The 18,477-nt window shown below is 45.9% G+C and carries 23 protein-coding genes; 12 read left to right on the top strand and 11 right to left on the bottom strand.

All coding sequences use genetic code 11. From position 1 onward, the window contains the following. The first annotated feature begins 3 nt into the window (after positions 1-3). Positions 4-546 carry an isochorismatase family protein gene (locus tag ICN42_RS04615; RefSeq protein ID WP_216251580.1) on the top strand — a complete coding sequence of 181 codons (543 nt, stop codon included), beginning with the start codon at positions 4-6 and terminating at the stop codon, positions 544-546. 58 nt (positions 547-604) lie between these two features. Beyond that, positions 605-823, top strand: coding sequence for a hypothetical protein (locus tag ICN42_RS04610; RefSeq protein WP_215302665.1), 219 nt, complete (start codon positions 605-607; stop codon positions 821-823). Positions 824-829: 6 nt separating this feature from the next. Here ICN42_RS04610 and ICN42_RS04605 read toward each other — a convergent pair whose 3' ends face one another. After that, on the bottom strand, positions 830-1,087 hold the full coding sequence (locus ICN42_RS04605) for a 4a-hydroxytetrahydrobiopterin dehydratase (RefSeq protein WP_255539237.1): 258 nt from the start codon (positions 1,085-1,087) through the stop codon (positions 830-832). 31 nt (positions 1,088-1,118) lie between these two features. Further along, positions 1,119-1,859, bottom strand: coding sequence for a pseudouridine synthase (locus ICN42_RS04600; RefSeq protein WP_216251575.1), 741 nt, complete (start codon positions 1,857-1,859; stop codon positions 1,119-1,121). A gap of 101 nt (positions 1,860-1,960) precedes the next feature. Between ICN42_RS04600 and ICN42_RS04595 the strand changes: the two genes are divergently transcribed. Then, complete coding sequence (locus ICN42_RS04595) at positions 1,961-2,494, top strand: DUF2889 domain-containing protein (RefSeq protein ID WP_216251572.1); 534 nt, start codon at positions 1,961-1,963, stop codon at positions 2,492-2,494. Here the strand turns inward: ICN42_RS04595 and ICN42_RS04590 are convergent. The 5 genes from ICN42_RS04590 to msrP are packed head-to-tail and all read right to left on the bottom strand — an operon-like array spanning position 2,491 to position 6,430. Continuing rightward, a complete protein-coding gene (locus tag ICN42_RS04590; RefSeq protein ID WP_216251570.1) occupies positions 2,491-3,267 on the bottom strand; it encodes an SDR family NAD(P)-dependent oxidoreductase in 777 nt (258 codons plus the stop codon). The two genes, ICN42_RS04595 and ICN42_RS04590, sit on opposite strands and share 4 nt — an antisense overlap. A gap of 60 nt (positions 3,268-3,327) precedes the next feature. Beyond that, complete coding sequence (locus ICN42_RS04585; protein ID WP_255539236.1) at positions 3,328-4,293, bottom strand: MBL fold metallo-hydrolase; 966 nt, start codon at positions 4,291-4,293, stop codon at positions 3,328-3,330. Continuing rightward, complete coding sequence (locus ICN42_RS04580) at positions 4,268-4,843, bottom strand: lipocalin family protein (RefSeq protein ID WP_216251567.1); 576 nt, start codon at positions 4,841-4,843, stop codon at positions 4,268-4,270. The genes ICN42_RS04585 and ICN42_RS04580 overlap by 26 nt, the downstream gene beginning before the upstream one ends. Positions 4,844-4,856: 13 nt before the next feature. Continuing rightward, positions 4,857-5,444, bottom strand: a complete 588-nt coding sequence (locus tag ICN42_RS04575) for a sulfite oxidase heme-binding subunit YedZ (protein ID WP_216251565.1) — start codon at positions 5,442-5,444, stop codon at positions 4,857-4,859. Positions 5,445-5,467: 23 nt separating this feature from the next. Beyond that, the gene (msrP, locus tag ICN42_RS04570) at positions 5,468-6,430 is read right to left on the bottom strand and encodes a protein-methionine-sulfoxide reductase catalytic subunit MsrP (protein ID WP_216251562.1); all 963 of its coding nucleotides are present in this window, start codon (positions 6,428-6,430) and stop codon (positions 5,468-5,470) included. Positions 6,431-6,464: 34 nt separating this feature from the next. On the opposite strand from msrP, the gene ICN42_RS04565 reads away from it, so the two are divergent. Beyond that, positions 6,465-7,253, top strand: coding sequence for an energy-coupling factor ABC transporter permease (locus ICN42_RS04565; RefSeq protein ID WP_216251559.1), 789 nt, complete (start codon positions 6,465-6,467; stop codon positions 7,251-7,253). Positions 7,254-7,344: 91 nt separating this feature from the next. Here the strand turns inward: ICN42_RS04565 and ICN42_RS04560 are convergent, their stop codons facing one another. After that, a complete protein-coding gene (locus tag ICN42_RS04560; RefSeq protein ID WP_216251556.1) occupies positions 7,345-9,582 on the bottom strand; it encodes an NADP-dependent isocitrate dehydrogenase in 2,238 nt (745 codons plus the stop codon). A gap of 272 nt (positions 9,583-9,854) precedes the next feature. On the opposite strand from ICN42_RS04560, the gene ICN42_RS04555 reads away from it, so the two are divergent. After that, positions 9,855-11,036: an MFS transporter gene (locus tag ICN42_RS04555; RefSeq protein WP_216252911.1), complete on the top strand. Its 1,182-nt coding sequence runs from the start codon at positions 9,855-9,857 to the stop codon at positions 11,034-11,036. Here the strand turns inward: ICN42_RS04555 and ICN42_RS04550 are convergent. Continuing rightward, complete coding sequence (locus ICN42_RS04550) at positions 11,033-12,049, bottom strand: DUF6352 family protein (protein WP_216251551.1); 1,017 nt, start codon at positions 12,047-12,049, stop codon at positions 11,033-11,035. The genes ICN42_RS04555 and ICN42_RS04550 overlap by 4 nt on opposite strands. Before the next feature lie 75 nt (positions 12,050-12,124). Between ICN42_RS04550 and ICN42_RS04545 the strand changes: the two genes are divergently transcribed. Next, complete coding sequence (locus tag ICN42_RS04545) at positions 12,125-12,472, top strand: FKBP-type peptidyl-prolyl cis-trans isomerase (RefSeq protein WP_216251547.1); 348 nt, start codon at positions 12,125-12,127, stop codon at positions 12,470-12,472. 76 nt (positions 12,473-12,548) lie between these two features. Here ICN42_RS04545 and ICN42_RS04540 read toward each other — a convergent pair whose 3' ends face one another. Further along, positions 12,549-13,532: a transglycosylase SLT domain-containing protein gene (locus tag ICN42_RS04540; RefSeq protein WP_216251544.1), complete on the bottom strand. Its 984-nt coding sequence runs from the start codon at positions 13,530-13,532 to the stop codon at positions 12,549-12,551. Between the two features lie 519 nt (positions 13,533-14,051). On the opposite strand from ICN42_RS04540, the gene ICN42_RS04535 reads away from it, so the two are divergent. Continuing rightward, positions 14,052-15,071: a DNA/RNA non-specific endonuclease gene (locus ICN42_RS04535; protein WP_216251541.1), complete on the top strand. Its 1,020-nt coding sequence runs from the start codon at positions 14,052-14,054 to the stop codon at positions 15,069-15,071. Positions 15,072-15,073: 2 nt separating this feature from the next. Here ICN42_RS04535 and ICN42_RS04530 read toward each other — a convergent pair whose 3' ends face one another. After that, positions 15,074-15,316: a DUF3820 family protein gene (locus ICN42_RS04530; protein WP_216251538.1), complete on the bottom strand. Its 243-nt coding sequence runs from the start codon at positions 15,314-15,316 to the stop codon at positions 15,074-15,076. Positions 15,317-15,464: 148 nt separating this feature from the next. Between ICN42_RS04530 and ICN42_RS04525 the strand changes: the two genes are divergently transcribed. The 5 genes from ICN42_RS04525 to ICN42_RS04505 are packed head-to-tail and all read left to right on the top strand — an operon-like array spanning position 15,465 to position 18,428. Then, positions 15,465-16,379, top strand: coding sequence for a DUF6662 family protein (locus tag ICN42_RS04525; protein WP_216251535.1), 915 nt, complete (start codon positions 15,465-15,467; stop codon positions 16,377-16,379). Positions 16,380-16,412: 33 nt separating this feature from the next. Then, positions 16,413-16,592: a hypothetical protein gene (locus tag ICN42_RS04520; protein WP_216251532.1), complete on the top strand. Its 180-nt coding sequence runs from the start codon at positions 16,413-16,415 to the stop codon at positions 16,590-16,592. Between the two features lie 35 nt (positions 16,593-16,627). Further along, on the top strand, positions 16,628-17,182 hold the full coding sequence (locus ICN42_RS04515; RefSeq protein WP_216251530.1) for an FMN-binding protein: 555 nt from the start codon (positions 16,628-16,630) through the stop codon (positions 17,180-17,182). Then, a complete protein-coding gene (locus ICN42_RS04510) occupies positions 17,179-18,006 on the top strand; it encodes an FAD:protein FMN transferase (protein WP_216251527.1) in 828 nt (275 codons plus the stop codon). The genes ICN42_RS04515 and ICN42_RS04510 overlap by 4 nt, the downstream gene beginning before the upstream one ends. Continuing rightward, positions 18,003-18,428, top strand: a complete 426-nt coding sequence (locus tag ICN42_RS04505) for a hypothetical protein (protein WP_216251515.1) — start codon at positions 18,003-18,005, stop codon at positions 18,426-18,428. The genes ICN42_RS04510 and ICN42_RS04505 overlap by 4 nt, the downstream gene beginning before the upstream one ends. The last annotated feature ends 49 nt before the right edge of the window (positions 18,429-18,477 follow it).

Raw genomic sequence — 18,477 nt, 5'->3', positions numbered from 1 at the left:
GCGATGAACACATCCAATCAAATTCATTCTGAGTCATCAATCTTGATCTTGATCGACTTGCAAGGACGCCTTATGCCGGCAATTGATCAAGGTGAGGCAATCCTGAATCTCTGCATCCGCACTGCCAAGATTGCCCAACTGCTCGAGATTCCGATTATCGGCACTGAGCAAAGCCCAATTAGCCTAGGGAGCAATATTGAGCCTATTAAATCCTTTTGCAGTAAAACAATTCGCAAAGAGTATTTCAATGCCTGTGCCGACGGCCTCACTGCAGCAATCCCCAGTAATCGCCAGCAATGCATTCTGATGGGATGCGAGACGCACGTCTGCTTAATGCAAACAGCGCTCAAACTTATAGAAGAAGGTTACGATGTTTCAGTGATAGTAGATGGGGTTGGCTCACGCCGAGCGCTCGATAAGCAAATTGCTCTTGAACGACTGCAAGTTGCCGGGGCTAGACTGATTACTGCAGAAATGCTGGGATTTGAGTGGCTAAAGAGTGCGCAAAATCCAGTCTTCAAAGAAGTTCTTGCACTACTGAAATAATAGAGCTGGGCTAGTGAGGCTTTATTTGCTATTCTGCAGCATCACTTAAAGGATTCCTATGACAAACGACACTCAAACCCAAAACGACGAAGATTTTGACTATGGGTGCGAATGCGCCATGACACTCTTAAATGAGCCGACAGAAGATTGCTTGAATGATCTGATTGATGAGCTTGATGAAGATGGCATGATCGCTACTGAAGTTGTTTATGGTCTATTAGCAACCATCCTCATGAGCATTACCTCGGAAGATGAAGAGGATGAGGAAGTCCAGTAAAAGGAGTTAACCCAATACTTGAAGGGCATATTGATCCATGGCACTTGCCATGGCAATATCCAACTCAGTTAAAGCCTTCATTGAATGGGTACTCAAGCGCACTGATACCTTATTCCAAGCATTAGACCAATCTGGGTGATGATCTAACTCCTCAGCCAAGTTTGCACAAAGCGTCATGAACTCAAAGGCGCTCTTAAAATCTTTAAATTCAAAGACTCGCACTAATTCTTGAGAACTCTGATTCACCTGCCATTCGGGCAACATCTTTGTAAAATCAAAATCGTTTGAAAGTAGTTTAGGTTTTGACAATGGGGGCATCCACACTTTTAGATAAGTTTTGTAAATCTGCTGGGTAAAGCCAGCGCCACTCACCCTCAGCCAAATCAGTAGGCATGGCGTATTGACCAATTTCGCTACGGTGCAGTTTGGCAACATGATTACCCACTGCAGCCATCATCCGCTTCACCTGATGGTAGCGACCCTCAACAATAGTCATTGCCAATACATGCTCGCTCAGCTGCTTGCATGCTGTGGCAAAACAGGGTTTTGGATCATCGTCCAGCACAACCCCATTTAGCAAGTGCTCGATCTGTTTTTGAGTGATAGGCTCAGGAGTAGTGATTTCATATACCTTGCCAATATTTTTCTTTGGAGTGGTCATCTTATGAATAAATTGACCATCATCTGAAATCAAAATTAAGCCTGTCGTATCAAAATCTAGACGCCCAACGCATTGCAAACCCCGCTCTACAAAAGGCTTAGGCAATAAGCTATAGACACTTGGATGATGCGTAGTCTTGTGGGAGCACTCATAGTTAGGGGGTTTATTAAAGGCAATATAGGCCTTTTCATGAAATTCCCAGTCCTTACCCTCTACATTGAGCATCAAAGACTCCGTAGAAATTCGCTGCTCTGGATCTTCCGCCAAAACACCATTGACCTTGACTAGGTCAGCATGGACTAAATCGCTGCAATAGCGCCTGGTGCCAAATCCTTGGCTAAATAATATTTTTTCGAGAGAGATCGGTTTGGCCATATGTTGCCGAGAATACTACAAAGCCGGTCTACTAAGTGACCGTGAATTGAAGCCGTTATGATTGACATATACCGTCACATTGTTTCTTACTGTCTACCGCCATGCTCTCTACCCCAGTACCTAGAAATCCCCTCCATACCCGTGAAATTACTTTTCAGGGCTACGCCCGAGAGGATGGCCTATGGGATATTGAAGCCCATTTACGAGATTTTAAATTTAATCCCTTTGTTACTGGAGATAAAACTTGGGAACCAGGCGAGGCTTTCCACGATATGTGGGCTCGCATTACTGTCGATAGGCAATTGGTAATTCAAGCTATTGAGGTAACAATGGATAGTCACCCTCACCCAGAGTGTCCTCAAGTCATACCTCCGATGGATGCGCTCATTGGAGCGCAAATTGGCAAAGGTTGGCGTAAAACCATCAATGAACACCTTGGCGGAATTAAGGGATGCACGCACTTACGAGAGCTCCTAAGCAATATTGCTACCGCTGCTTTTCAAGCTATTCCTGGAGCGCTCTTTGATCCGGATGACAACAAGCCGCCACTCTATTTAGGAACTTGTAAATCCTGGGACTTTGACGGGCCGGTAGTGATTCGCGTCTATCCCAAGTTTTATCGCTGGCGGCCTTAATTCTTCAAGGCGTTTCGATTAATTACGGTTCCGCCAAATGACTGCTGAACTGGCATCAGCTCCATGACATTAATGTTGACGTGACTAGGCAGAGTTGCAGCCCAATAAATAGCCTCAGCAATATCATGCGGACTCAGTGCTTGGACGCCCTCATATACCTTCTCCACTTTTTCGTCATCGCCCTTAAAGCGTACATTGGAGTATTCAGTACCAGAGCTCAATCCAGGCTCTATACAACTTACCCGTAATGATGTTGCTGCCAAATCAGCTCGCAAGTTCAAGCTAAATTGATTTACAAATGCTTTGGTGGAGCCATACACATTACTACCAGGATAAGCATAGGAACCCGCTACCGAGCCAATGTTGATGACATGCCCACAGTTGCGCTCCACCATTCCAGGCAAGAAAGCGCGCGTCATATGAACTAGACCCTTAATATTAGTATCAATCATCTGGTCCCAGTCCGAGAGCAACGCTTGATGCGCTAGCTCTAACCCTAAAGCCAATCCAGCGTTATTGACTAGTACTGTCACCTTGGCAAACTCAGCAGGCAAGGCAGCCGCAAGACTATCGACCTTCGTGCTATCGCAAACATCAACGGCTAAGTTCAGTAACTTTTTCTGCTGCTCTGCAGGAAGTGATGCTTTCAGAGCCTCCAAGCGCTCGATCCTTCTTCCTAAAGCAATGACTTTATGGCCATTTGCCAGAAAACGTCTTGCGGTTGCTTCTCCAAAGCCAGCTGTAGCGCCGGTTACTAAAACTGTATGTTCCATATGCTCTTTGTTCTTTTATTTAAATATATTGGTAATGAATATTAAACGCTTGTTGAACTGTTAATCCAGATTAACCAGCATACCCTGTTCAATAACAGCAGCTTTCGACTTCACTAGAGCCTGCACTAACCAGCCTTGAAAATCTTCATCGCTGAGATTCATTTGCTGCCGGATACTTTCCAGTGCTGGCGTACCTAAAATCCACTGATTGACCTTTGCCATCTCCTGACTTTGCCATTCCAACAACTTGTACTTTAGAAGTACCTTAGCGCCATGACGGGCATTACGATCGGCATCACTTGAAAGGTAATCAAGTCGGGATTTCGCAGTCTCGATCGACGTCTTTACCTCTGTAAAAGGCTTGCCATGCCCCGGAATGACTAAGGCTACTGAGAGCCCCTCAATCAGCTCCAGCGTCTGCGCTACCCCCTCAAAACCAGCCTCACCCCAGAGCTCGGGAAAGATGACACCAAAACCTTCCTCCCATAGCGCATCAGCCGATATTAAGATTTGATGTTGCTCTTGATACAACATGATGGAATGGTTGTCGTGGCCAGGGGCCGCTAGAATTTGCCAGCGATAAGGGCCCAAGACAATTTCTTCACCGGGCACCAAGAGGGCTTGATGCATAAAGCGCGGACACTCTTGTCCCAGCTGCTGGAAACTGAGTAAATTTTCATCCCAGTCCTGCACTGCAATTGCCTCGGCTTCTGGTATCCATATCTCGCTATCAAATATTGTGGATAGCGCAGCATTGCCACCACAATGATCCGAATGCAGATGGGTATTCACCACTTTATTAAGACCTGTTAATTGATGCTGCTCAAGCGCATTCGTAACCAAGTTCACAGTCATCTGCTGATGAGCGCAGTAGCCAGTGTCGACAAGCGAAACATCCGCATCACAGTAAAGCAAAATATTATTCGCCGATAACCACCCACGCTCGAAGATATCGATTCCGGGTGGGAGCAAGTAATTGCCAATACGCTTTTCAGGCACGTTAATTTTTCTGAGAAGTGAGTTCAAGCTTTTGAATATCAAATTGCTGCTGCTTCAAGCGCTGCAGTAAATCAGCATAGACTTGAGGATCAAGCTGGGGCGTTCTGGATAAGACCCAGAGATATTCCCTTCTTGGATCACTCACGGCCGCTACCTGATATTGCGGATCTAAATCAATCACCCAGTAATCACCCCATACTAACGGGAGAAAGGAAAGCCACTCTGGGGCAAAGCGCACTTCTAATTTTGGCGAATCCTTTGCACCGATTTGGCGAGCTAAGCCCTCTGCTTCTGAAGTCTCTCCACCAGCAGTTTTACAGCTATTTAGCACCCGAAGATTTCCATCAGACTTAGCGGTATAAACGGCCTTGGTATTAGAAACACATTTCTTCTGAAACCAGTTTGGGAATTTCGCAATCTCATACCAGGTACCCAGATAGCGAGGGACGTCCAAAGCCGCAATAGTCTTCACACTCTGGTCGCCTTGTTGGGCCATGGCTTGCGAAGAACCAACAGCAATCAGTATGAAGCCCGAGATAGAAATCAATGAAGCGCGAGGATATGAAAACAGAGTCATAGGAGGGGTGGTATTAAATGGTAGATCGCTTGCCCAAAAGCTTGCGGATATAAGGAATCCTACAACATAACAGCAATAGCAAAACGACTGCGTAGATTGTCACGGTATCCAGATCGTTCTTTCCCGCCTTATGCCACCAATAATGCAGGATGACAGTACAGGCAATGAGATAGATCAGCCGATGCAATTGCGCCCAACGACGACCCAGTTTTCTTTGCGCCCAATGGGTAGAACTTAAGGCCAAAGGAATCAGCAAAACAAAACTGATAAAGCCCATCGTAATAAATGGCCGCTTCAGCACATCCTTCAGCATTTCAGCTAAATCAAAATCCTGATCTAGCCAAAGCCAGATTGCAAAATGTAAAGATGCATAGAAGAAGCTAAATAAACCCAACATTCTGCGATACCGAATCCACGACGTTGAACTTGTCAGCAAACGTAATGGCGTCATCGCTAGCGTCAAACATAAGAAGACTAGCGCCCATGTCCCCGTTGAACGCGTAATAAATTCAATGGGATTGGCACCCAGGCCATCAGTAAAACCTAAGAAAATCAAGCGATCCAAAGGCAAGAGCGCTAGCAGAAAAATCAATAACTTCATCAAACTTTACTTATCACTTAGCATCAATAAAATTTCTTCAGATCCATCCCAGAATACATGCTCGCCACTTGATCGCCATAGCCATTAAACATTTGGGTTTTCATTTTGGGAGCAAAGACGCCTTTAGGATCCCCAATGCGACGCTCGGTAGCCTGACTCCAGCGTGGGTGATCTACCAAAGGATTCACATTGGAGTAAAACCCATATTCCCTTGCATCGAACTGGCTCCAGCTAGTCTTAGGCATTTCTTCTGTCAAACGAATTTTGACAATGGATTTAGCGCTCTTAAAACCATACTTCCAGGGCACCACAATCCGAACGGGCGCTCCATTTTGCTTTGGTAGCGTCTCTCCATAAAGGCCGAAGGTCAGTAAAGTTAAGGGGTTCATTGCCTCATCCAAGCGCAGGCCTTCGCGATAAGGCCAATCAATAACCTGACTCTTAAGGCCGGGCATTTGCTTACGATCCGCCAGGGAAATAAATTCAACATATTTGGCGGAGCCTAAAGGCTGAACCTGATTAAGTAACTTAGATAAGGAATAACCATCCCACGGAATGACCATTGACCATCCCTCAACACAGCGCATGCGATAGATGCGCTCCTCCATCGGAGCGAGCTTGAGTAATGCGTCTATATCCAAGGTCATGGGCTTTTTAACCAAGCCCTCAATAGTGACGGTCCATGGCCGCGTTTGCAAACTCTCCGCATAAGCAGCGGGATCTGATTTATCCGTACCAAACTCATAGAAGTTGTTATAGCCAGTCACGTATTTGTAACTAGTCGATTCCTCTTTGAGGATAAAGTTTGGATTTGGTGTCGCGAGTAACTTTTGAGAATTATTTGCCAGCGCCTCGCGTGAGAACCAAGGCGCGAGTGCCAGACCAAATGCTCCGGCAGCAGCACTTTTAATTAAGTCACGGCGCCCCTCAAAAACTGCCTTGGGGGTGATTTCCTGAGAAAGCTGCTTTGAGTCATTTGTATACATATCAATATCTCTTTGATGGATGCCAGGCTGCATGATGAATAATGTTCATTCTCCTACGCCTAGGGATTTATTGCTGAACCTCTATCTAGGCAATAGGGTTAAATCCAATAGCACAGTGGCAAAGAAACCAGTTAAATCAAGTCTTTATCCCCTATATGAGGCTGATATGGCTTGGATTTTGTCTGCTACCGCCATTTTCTTGTTAGGTATTTTTAAAAGCCGTCATGGCGTCTTACTACAACCACGCCTCAGAAACATCTTCATCTCCTGCATCTTGCTGCTGGCCCTCGCCTGGAATATTCGCGCCCATCTTCCCAGTAGCAATATCGATAACTTAATCGATCTCTCCTTTCACTTTTTTGGAGCCTCACTCTTGGTTGCCTTATTCGGATTCTGGAGCGCCATTACCCTGCTGTTCATAGTCGCCTTAATTGGGGTATTTGGCATCAGCGGCGATTTAGTGGAAGCTTCAAGACATTACGTTTTAGTAAGCATTGTTCCTGCACTCATTGCTTTTGGCGTCATCAAGGCTGTTCAAAGACTCCTACCAAAACATTTATTTATTCTTATTTTGGGTAACGGCTATTTAGCTGCTTTCATCAGCACCTTTCTAACGGGGCTATTAATCTTCTGCATACAGCAGATATTTCAAATGACCTCTTTTGGAACAACCGATCCTTTGGGCTGGTTTTTAGGCTTGCTTATCCTATCCTTTATGGAAGGGTCACTCTCTGGAATGCTGCTAGCTATCCTGCTCGTGTACAGACCACAATGGGTCAGCACTTATCGAGAAGATCAATACATGAATACTCAGGCACTCTAGTTTGAAAGTTACTTAAAACTTTGCCAATACAGGAGCGCTTAAGAAAAAAGGCAAACCGTCTGGTTTGCCTTTTTTGTGAGACCAGCTGAACTTAAGCTGCTGAAGCTGTTTTCAAGATGTCATTGAGCGTGGCGCTTGGACACATCACCGCTTTGAACTTTGCTTGATCAGGCATAAAGTAGCCGCCAATGTCTACTGGCTTACCTTGTACCGCTTTGAACTCGGCAACAATTTTTTGCTCGTTGTCCGTCAAAGCTTTGGCAATCGGAGCAAAGTGAGCTTGCAATTCTTTGTCTTCGGTTTGCGCAGCTAAAGCTTGAGCCCAGTACATTGCTAAATAGAACTGGCTACCGCGGTTATCCAACTCACCAGTACGTGGTGATGGTGACTTATTGTTATCCAACAATGTACCAGTTGCCTCATCTAGAGTGCGGGCCAAAATCTTCACTTTTTGATTGCCGGTTTTATCGCCGATATCTTCCAGAGAAACAGCCAAGGCCAAGAACTCACCAAGGGAATCCCAACGTAAATGATTCTCCTCAACTAATTGTTGAACGTGCTTGGGAGCGGAGCCGCCTGCGCCAGTTTCAAAGAGGCCGCCACCCGCCATCAAAGGCACGATAGACAACATCTTGGCACTAGTACCGAGCTCCATAATCGGGAACAAGTCAGTGAGGTAGTCACGCAAAATATTACCTGTCACAGAAATCGTATCTTTTCCACGAATCACGCGCTCTAGCGTGAATCGCATCGCACGAGTCTGAGACATGATCTGAATATCTACACCTGTTAAGTCGTAATCTTTCAAATAGGTTTGCACCTTCTTGATCAACTCAGCTTCGTGTGGACGGTACTCATCCAACCAAAATACTGCTGGGGTATTAGATAAACGCGCACGGTTTACCGCCAACTTAACCCAGTCACGAATCGGCGCATCTTTAACCTGACACATACGCCAGATATCGCCCTCTTCAACATTCTGCTCCAGCAGTACTGTGCCGTCATCCGCAACGATGCGGGCTACGCCAGCCTCTGGAATCTCAAAAGTCTTGTCATGTGAACCGTACTCTTCAGCCTGCTGAGCCATCAAGCCCACATTGGGCACTGTACCCATGGTTTTTGGATCAAAGTTGCCGTGAGTTTTGCAGAAGTTAATCATCTCTTGGTAAATACGGGCAAAGGTACTTTCTGGAATGACTGCCTTAGTGTCATGCAAACGACCATCCGCACCCCACATCTTGCCGCCAACCCGAATCATCGCTGGCATAGAGGCATCCACGATTACATCGCTTGGTGAATGCAGGTTGGTAATGCCTTTGGCGGAGTCCACCATCGCCAATGCTGGACGGTGCTCGTGACAAGCGTGCAAATCTTGAATGATTTCTTCGCGCTTGGATTCTGGCAAAGTTTTGATCTTGTCATACAAGCTGCTCATACCGTTGTTTGGATTCACACCCAACTCATCAAACAATTTAGCATGCTTCTCAAATGCATCTTTGTAGAAAATCTTTACAGCGTGACCGAACACGATTGGGTGTGACACCTTCATCATGGTTGCCTTGACGTGCAATGACAACATCATGCCTGTCTTATAAGCATCTTCAATTTCTTTTTCGTAGAACTCACACAGCGCTTTTTTGCTCATGTACATGCTGTCAATAATCTCACCAGCAAGTAAAGAGACTTTTGGCTTAAGCACAATAGTCTTACCGCTCTTCGTTACCAAATCCATCTTCACATCACATGCCTTGGTCATGGTCATGGACTTCTCACCTGCGTAGAAGTCACCACCGTGCATATGAGATACGTGGGTACGGGAAGCTTGGCTCCACTCACCCATAGAATGCGGATTCTTGCGGGCATAACGCTTTACTGCATTTGGCGCACGGCGATCAGAGTTACCTTCGCGTAAAACGGGGTTTACGGCGCTACCCAAACATTTGGAATAACGAGTACGAATCGATTTTTCAGCATCGTCCTTAGGATCTTCTGGAAAATCAGGGATCTTGTAACCCTTAGACTGCAATTCTTTAATCGCAGCAAGCAACTGAGGTACTGAAGCGCTGATATTAGGCAACTTGATGATGTTGGTATCAGGCAATAAAGTCATGCGACCTAACTCAGCCAAATTATCAGGCACTTTCTGCTCAGCAGTTAAGCAATCAGAGAACTCCGACAAGATACGTGCCGCAACAGAAATGTCGCTCTCTACAACCTGCACTCCAGCTGGCGCTGTAAAAGTACGGATGATTGGCAAAAATGCACAGGTCGCCAACAAGGGTGCTTCGTCTGTCAGCGTGTAAATGATCTTTGATTTCTCTGAAGCCATTGATGTTTCCTCGATATGGATAAATATTAGGGCTCGGCCTTATACCGAACCACTCCCGCATTCCGCACGCAACACTTCAGACGCTTTTGGCTGACTTGGGTGTAATTTCACGCACTGGACCGAGACGACTATTTTAAATCATCGACCCTAGTAATTTAAGGGGTTTTAGGCACCAAATTGGCTGAAGTCAGTCAATCTAAGGGAATCCACCAAGCCAATCTTCCATCTACTTACAACGTAAACTGCAATACATGAGCAACAAGCACCCCTTACTGAACAAAAACCTCGTACTGTTGATTCTCTGCCAGGGCTTGTTTTTAACCAATAATGTGACCTTCATAGCCATTAATGGCCTAGTTGGGCTCAGTCTAAGTCCAGTAGCCTGGATGGCTACCTTGCCCGTAATGGGCTATGTTGTAGGGGGCGCCTTCTCAACCTCGATTGTGGCTAAAACCCAAAATTACTTTGGTAGGAAGATTTCTTTTCAGCTGGGTCTCTTGGTGGCCGTGTTTTCAGCGCTTCTGTGCGCGTATGCCGCTATCTCCAAAAACTTCTGGCTTCTGGTACTCGGCACCTTTATCGCGGGCTACTACAGCGCTAATGGACAACTCTACCGATTTGCGGCGGCTGAGCTGACAGTTGCCAGCCAAAGAGATAAGGCGGTTTCTTGGGTATTAGCTGGTGGAATCCTTGGGGCCGTCATTGGACCCAACCTGGCTTCGTGGACCAAGGATTTCTTTGATACGGCATTCTTGGGGGCTTACCTGACCCTCTCGATAGCCGGCTTTATCGGCGTCATCGTGATGCAGTTCATCCATTTTCCAGAAGAATTCAAAACCCAACACTCGCTTTCGGATGGCAGGGGTCTCAAAACCATCTTGCAGCAACCTGTTTTTATGGTTGCCGTGATCGGCGCCTCTCTGGGCTATGGTGTCATGAATCTCCTGATGGCAGCTACTCCGCTTGCCATGCAAATTTGCGGGCTACCTTTTTCTGACACGGCGCTGGTATTGGAATGGCATGTGATTGGTATGTTCGCGCCAGGATTTTTTACTGGCTCACTGATTCAGCGCTTTGGCACACTCAAGATCATGGGTGTCGGTGTCGCCCTGAATCTTCTCTGCATTGCGATAGCCTTAACTGGTGTCGACTTTCATCAATTCTTAATTGCACTATTTTTATTGGGTGTTGGCTGGAACTTTTTATTTACCGGCTCGACCTCCCTAGCGATGACAGCCTACCGACCCGAAGAGCGCGATAAGGCTCAGGCTGCCATTAACTTCTTCGTCTTTGGAACCATGGCCTTTACCTCCTTCGGCTCTGGCGCCCTCATTACCTCACAGGGCTGGAATATTCTGAATCTGGGATCGCTGCTTCCCGTAGCAGTCACAGCAGGTGCTTTGATTTGGCTTAGCGCTAATCGCAAGAAGAGTAGCGCCTCCTCTACCGCTTAGGAAACTTTAGCCAAGGGTAGATTAAAGAGTAGGTTTTGTGGCTTAAGCTTTAATTGCTTTTCATCATTCATAGCAATGCCTAGGTACACCGGCTTACCGGCCTGAGATTGAGTAAGGGCAGCCTCATCAATAAAGTCCAGACGGAATAAACAAATCACTTTCTCAAGTTCGTCAGTGTCCACTGGTTCTTTGTTGTACAGCTTATTCAAAATATCGGTCGCAGCAGCATCTAGACCAACATGCCAAGACCATTTAGGGTCAGTGATTTGCTGCATTGGGGTAATGCGTACCTGAGCACCTAAAAAGTGCTGCACCCATTTTTCAAGGACGCGACAAAAATGATTGATGGGGGGCTGACCAAAGTTCAGTTGCACTGCAAAGTCATGATCCTCGCTCTTATCCCAATAGAGATCGGCATTTTCCTCATGCAACACATCCAAATCGATTGATCGCATGGACATCGACTTCCCCTTGAGCAGATCCATGATGTTGCCGGTCTCCCCTGCCTGCGCATTGCGAGTAACCACCTCATCGTCCGCGCCCATCACAACACTGTCCTCTAGCACGGTGATCTTCTGAACCCGAAAGAAGAGCTCACCCATGCGCGCATCTAAGGGGTGGCAATCTTCGCCCAAGATGTGCCGGATGAAGATTTGAGCCAACTGAGAGATAAATAAAGGTGGCACATCTACGCCATCACCTTTAAATAAGCTCATATAAAAATTTTCCAAAGAGCTGGCTGCCAATAACTTAGCTCGATACCTAAGCCAAACTTGATAGTTCACCTGAATATCGGGATCTGCCATTGCGGTAATTTCTTGATCGGCAATGACTGCCCGAGGATTCTCGTTTAAACGCTGATGTAAGGCACGCTCTACATCACAGGATTCAGGGACGAGGTTTAATTCTGGACGCGACAAGTAAGCACGCAGAAAATCATCTGTCACGAGCAATTGCTTATCAGACCCCACCGAAAGGGTTTTATACGCAGAATGGGGCCAGAAGTTTGTCATGTTGGTTTGCTCGAACAAAAAGATTACGCTCAGAATATACTAGCCCCTCAATTTCAGCCAAAGAGGAAGATAAACGTGAGCGAACTCCAAAAAATAGATACCGTTGTTGGTGATGGCAAGGAAGCTACTGCCGGTAATCATGTAGACGTGCATTACACCGGGTGGTTGTTTGACGAGAAGGCGCCCGATCATAAAGGGCAAAAGTTTGATAGCTCGCTAGACCGCGGTCAACTGTTCAGCTTTCCTTTGGGTGCTGGTCATGTCATTAAGGGCTGGGATCAGGGCGTACAAGGCATGAAGATTGGTGGCAAGCGTACTCTCATCATCCCCTCTGAAATGGGCTATGGCGCACGTGGTGCTGGTGGCGTAATTCCCCCAAATGCAACATTGGTATTTGACGTAGAACTACATGGAGTGAATTAATTCCGTAGCTCCATCTGCAAGCAATAAGGCCACTCAATGAGTGGCCTTTATTTTTCCCAGAGTACTGCTGCAGATCTTACGAACGCAAATCTTTACCATTCAGGGTTAATTTATTTTGCGTCGCTGGCTGACACAAACCAATCAAACGATTTCTTTCCGCCATCACCTTATCGGTATAGCCACCATCGTTTTCAGCGTTTGCAGCGCCCACATAATATTTCAAGCCATTGCGCAATGAGCCACTAGTGGCAATCAGGTATTTCAGAATATAAGCACCTACCCGAATGTTCACTTCAGGCTTAACAGCATCTGTAGTGCCACCGTACAAAGCATATTTATCTTTATGGATAGCAGTCATCACCTGCATCAAACCTTCAGCGCCAGCATGACTTTTGGTCAGTGGATTAAAGTTTGACTCTACTGAAATCACAGCCAACAACAAGACGGGGTCAATGTTGACCTCTTTCGCGATCAACACAGTATTGGAGACGTATTCTTCAATCTTGGCACGATCCAAGTTGTATTTTTTCTCGAAGAAGTCAGCAACAGCCCGTTGGTTCTGAATAGACACCATCAACTTCGAATCGAGCGCTTGAGGGTCAATTTTTGAGGTTGGGATGCGATCCGACAAGTGTGAAATCGGCTTGACCTGGGCATGGGCTACCGAAGGCATCAAGAGGGCGACAGTTTGCTGCTTGGCGCTAGTTAAGCCACTATGAGGACTGTTCGAAGCTTTTCCGTAGATCACATTAGCGATCTCCTTATCAGCCTGCGCCTTTGGAGTCTCCTCTTGATACTGATCGAGCATTCCAAAACCGTTTTGCCAAACTATATGCCGCGCTTCATCTGGAACTAAGATGCGAGCTAAATCAAATGCACCTGCTTGAGTTCCATTGCCGGAAAGCCAGAGTCCCACGATCATGAAAACTGTCACGATCAATAAACCATTCATCACCCGGTACACTGGAGATAGAGCATGGGCTAACAACTCTTTCGCGCTCGCCGTTGTGGCTGGCGCTAGTTGTAAGTCACTCGAATTGGCAGAAAAACATTTAATCATTCATGGTCTTGCGGCACACCAAAAATCAAAGTTCAGATTTATGTTGCGATGCAATAAGTAATAAACATGGGTCATCCTAAGAAGGTTCTTATATCAAGTCAAGAATAAAGAACTGGATTTCCATAACTTATAGGTCTTGAAATAAGGATGATCCCTAGGTATTCCCCCAGTTTTGATATTTTTCCCTTTAATTTCAATAACTTAAAGAAGTTAGTGAGGACTTATTTCATATAATAAAAAAGTGCTCAAAATCCAACTTTTTTACCTTTTTTGAACTTCACAAGGAGTCCTCAACCCATACATCTAGTATTTTGTGTTGCTAGATTTTCTACTGGTAGTGTTATTTCAAGTAACGCTACCAACCCTAACTCCAATGCTATTTGTGCTTGATGATGCAATATAAGAAATCAGTAAAAGACTCTAAAACCCTGATAAGTACTAGCTCTAGAGCTAACTCACTTACCCAAAAAGAGCAAAAATTTTACTTTCACTGGGTGCCACTCATTACACTGACACCCAATGAAATCACTGGCTAAGCTACTCCTATTAAGTACCCTCTGGCTGGCGTCGAGTGCCTTTGCTTTCTTTGATCAATGCAAAGATCTATTCCCAGCCCAGCAAGTCCCCAGTACAACTCAGCTGGGGCGGGATCTTTGCTTTGATGATTTCGCGATCTACTACTCACCTTCAGATAAAAAACCGATCTATACAGTTGAACGATTAAATGGCGAGCAACTTCAAGCGCCCCATCCTCGTCGCACCAATCAGTTTTATGAAGAAGCCAGACTACCTTGGAATGAGCGGGCTCTCCTGACAGACTATCGCGGCAGTGGGTATGACCGTGGGCACAACGTACCGGCTGGCGATATGACCCGCGAACGGGGCATGGCACAGTCATTCTCCCTGGCAAATATGATGCCGCAGGCCAGGCAAAACAATCAGGGTATCTGGGCAAAACGGGTTGAAGAGCCCACTAGGATGTATATCAAGCGCGCTCAGGGCGACGTCTATGTCTTTACTGGATCAGTTGGTCATGCGGGCAGCATTGGCAAAAGTAGGGTCACCATTCCGAGCCATCTCTATAAGCTGATCTATGACCCTAATAAAAACCTGGCCTGGGCTTATTGGGTTGAGAACACCGATGATGCACAAATGAGCCCACCGATCTCTTACGCAGAACTAGTTCAGAAAACTGGCATCGACTTTCGCTTACCTACAGATATCGGCGAAAGTAAGCTCAGCAAACCCGTTGAAAAGGGTGCAACTGAGCCAAGGCAATTAATAGGCGCTTGGTATCCCGTGTTTTTTGATCAATACTCACCTGAGAAGGTGGCAGCAATCATCTCCAATATTAAGGCGGGAAGAGTAGCTAGTATCGAGATTCAATATGACCGCAATCTCAAATTGGCTCAAAACCTAGCGCAAGAGATTCAAGCGCAAAGCTCAATGCAGGTCACCCTTTCCCAAAGCAGTCCACCAGATTCACCTAATGTGAGTTACGAGCGGAATCGCGTGACAGCGATAGTGCGCTCTAAATAAACCTAGTATTCGCGCGTACGAGCAGGAACTCCATGGGCGCGCTGAATGGGCGCCAATAGGCCGCGCAAACCATTGTGATCTAGGGTGTGCATTAACTCCAGAAGCTGACCAAGCTCGCCCTTAGGAAATCCTTCACGAGCAAACCACGCCAAATAATTACCCGGCAAGTCCGCAAGCGCGCGACCGGCATGCTTGCCATAAGGCATCTTCATTGTGACCAGCTTCACCAAGGCTTCCGAATCCATAACTATGGATCTTACAAGCTCAGCAAGCCCTCTGGGTAAATCTCAACACCAAAAGAAATGTGGTCATTTTCTCAATTGAGAATAATTCTCATTTGCTGTATATTGAGAATCATTATCAATTACTTTTATCAACCAACCCACAATCACAATGAAACTGACTATCAAACGAATAGCCCTGTTTGCCGCCCTGCTGGCTACAGCCCTACACTTCTCTTTCGCCAATGCGGGTGAAGGTGCATTTGGTTGGATCTACACCCTAGATCTCCAGCCAAAAGGAAAGCTAGAGTTTGAACAGCGCTTACAACTGAATAAGCAGCAAGCTGCAGGGTCATATAACGCCTGGTTCTCTCGTTCTGAGCTGGAATATGGAGTAACTAACGATTTTCAGTTGGCCGGCTATCTCAATGCCTATTACGTCAACGCAAATCAAAATTACACCAACCCAGAGGCATGTGGCGATAGCCCCTCATGCACAGGAGGACAACCTGTCCCGGAATCACATAATCCAGCCTCACCTTACAGAAAGAGTGGCATTGAAGGCGGGTCACTGGAGGCAATTTACCGAATAACCAATCCAGTTACCTCTCCAGTAGGCGTGGGACTCTATTTAGAGCCAACCATTGGTAAGAATAAGAATGAGATAGAGGCACGTTTACTACTGCAATCTAACTTCATAGATGACAAGTTAGTTTTGGCTGGAAACGTAGTTGTGGCAAATGAGCAATTGAAGTTTGTCGGCAATGGCAATGTCCCAGAGTCAATGCTCGATTTCTTAGTGGGAGCAAGCTATCGATTTGCGCCCAAGTGGTCAGGTGGTGTTGAAGCTCGCTTTCACAATGACTACTCTAGCTACAACCTACAAAATCAAGTACAAAGGGCAACTTTTGTTGGTCCCAATTTGCACTATGCAGAAAAAAATTGGTGGGTCACTGGAGCTTGGCGCTATCAGCTTAAGGGCAATACCTGCATGGGTGATGGAACCGCGGAGTGCTCCAATGCCCGCGTTTGGGATAGCCACTCAGTCAATGAATTCATCGTTAAAGTCGGTTTCCCACTTAACTAAACAATCTCTCGCAGTCTTCATTTTAAGGAAACCATGGAAAAGCAAAATTTATTAATGGCAGCACTCATTTACCTGATTAAATTTCAGTCCACCCACTGTGTAACTGCGAGAGAACGGGCCTTGATGATGTTCGAGGCCTTAGCTCAGCTAAACGAAAGCAATCAAGAGCTTGATGAGCTTTGCTCTCAGGCTAATGCGCTGCTAGCTAATTAATTTATACAACCTACTTAAGCCAACGAATTCAAGCTATGTATTGGAAACCCAACCCCCTATTCATCATTGGTCTAACCGCAGTCACGACACCAATAGTGGCGCATGCCAAGATTTATGTATCAGTTGAACAAGCTCAAAAGATACTCATACCCAATAAATCACTTACTAAAAATCCCATCATCATCACCGATGAACTACAAGACAAAATGCGCTCCGCTTCTAGCATTCGCCATCCTTTTCAAGGAGACCGAATTTGGAAAGCGGCCGATGGAAGTTGGTTCATCGTAGATGAGGTAGTTGGTAAACACGAAATGATTACCTATGCTGTTGCACTGAGTCCATCAGGCGCAGTAACTGGAATCGAGATCCTAGACTATGTAGAGTCCTATGGTTATGAAGTAGGTGAAGTTCAGTGGCGAAACCAGTTCATCGGTAAGACAGCGGCTGATCCAATCAAGCTCAACCAAGATATTCAGAATATTGGTGGGGCAACCCTCTCCTGCAAGCATCTCACCGACGGTGTAAAGCGCGTTGCAGTCTTATACGACATTACCTTGAAAAATCAGGCCTTAGCCCTAAAAGCAAAATGATTCGCTGCAAACCGCTCTTAGGCACCTTCGTAGAAATCATGATTGAGGATGATGCGCAATCTTCTCAGGCTCTGAGCGAGGCCTTTTTGGCTATTGAAAAAGTGCAGTCTTTAATGGGTTTTCATCATCCAGATAGTGAGCTTTCCCAAATTAATGCCAGATCTTATCTAGAGCCAGTTTGTATTCATCCCTGGACCGCTAGAGTACTTGCCATCTCCAAGGAGATTTATCTTCAGTCTCAAGGGGTATTTAATTGCGGAGTTGGGCATCGCTTAGTAGAAGCGGGACTTCTGCCTAATCATTTCAGTCTAGGCGATCACTCATTCGGAGGCATTGAAGATCTAGACTTTATTGAAGAAAATCTGGTTCGCTCTCAGCTACCACTCTGTCTTGATCTTGGTGGCATCGCTAAAGGGTATGCAGTTGATAAGGCCATTGAAATTCTACAAGCTCATAAGATTAGCGTTGGATCAGTCAATGCAGGTGGCGATATACGAGTCTTTGGAGATCGCGCACAAGATATTCAAATTCGTAATCCATTTAATCCCCATGAACTTATCCAGATTGGTAGCATGCAGACGGGTGCGATTGCAACTAGCAGCCTCTACTTTGCAAAGCGCGATGCCAATTCGCAAAGTTATTTAATAAATCCTCTTAATCATGAGCATATTGAGTTTGAAGAGTCTTACTCAGTCATTGCAAATGAATGCGTCTATGCAGATGCCTTAACCAAGGTGATCAGCATCACCAAAAATATCCACCACCCCTGCTTGAAGCATTTTTCTGCCCAAGCAATCAGAATCCCTAACACCCCCACCATATGAAAAATACTAGTCGCCTCGGTAAGATGCCGGCATGGCAAAGACCTTTCGTCCTAACTGGCATGTTGAGCTGCTCTCTTACTGGTACAGCCTACTTACTCGGCCATGAATTTCATATTGAACGCACTGTGCTGGGCGCCCACTCGATTTTGATGTGGCATGGGGTTGCCGCCATGATAGCTACGATGGCTTTAGGCTCAGTCTTACCTTTTCACATTAAAGCGGGCCTGAAATCCAAAAGAAAGTTATGGAGTGGACTGGGCCAGTTGGCTTTTTTAACTACCTTATTAATATCGGGCGCCTTGTTGTATTACGGCCCTGAAGAAATTCGAGATACAGTCATCACAACACACTGGGTAATTGGCCTGGCATTCTTTGCCATCTTTTTACTGCATGGTGTTTATGTTAAAAAGCCACTGCCTTAGATGGTAATAAGGCGCATCGAGTGACTTTTCTCAATACGCCTTGATGATG

The sequence above is a fragment of the Polynucleobacter sp. 71A-WALBACH genome (assembly GCF_018882365.1).
Lineage (GTDB): Bacteria > Pseudomonadota > Gammaproteobacteria > Burkholderiales > Burkholderiaceae > Polynucleobacter.
Note: the sequence above shows the minus strand (reverse complement) of the source record. Positions and strands in the feature narration are given on the sequence as shown.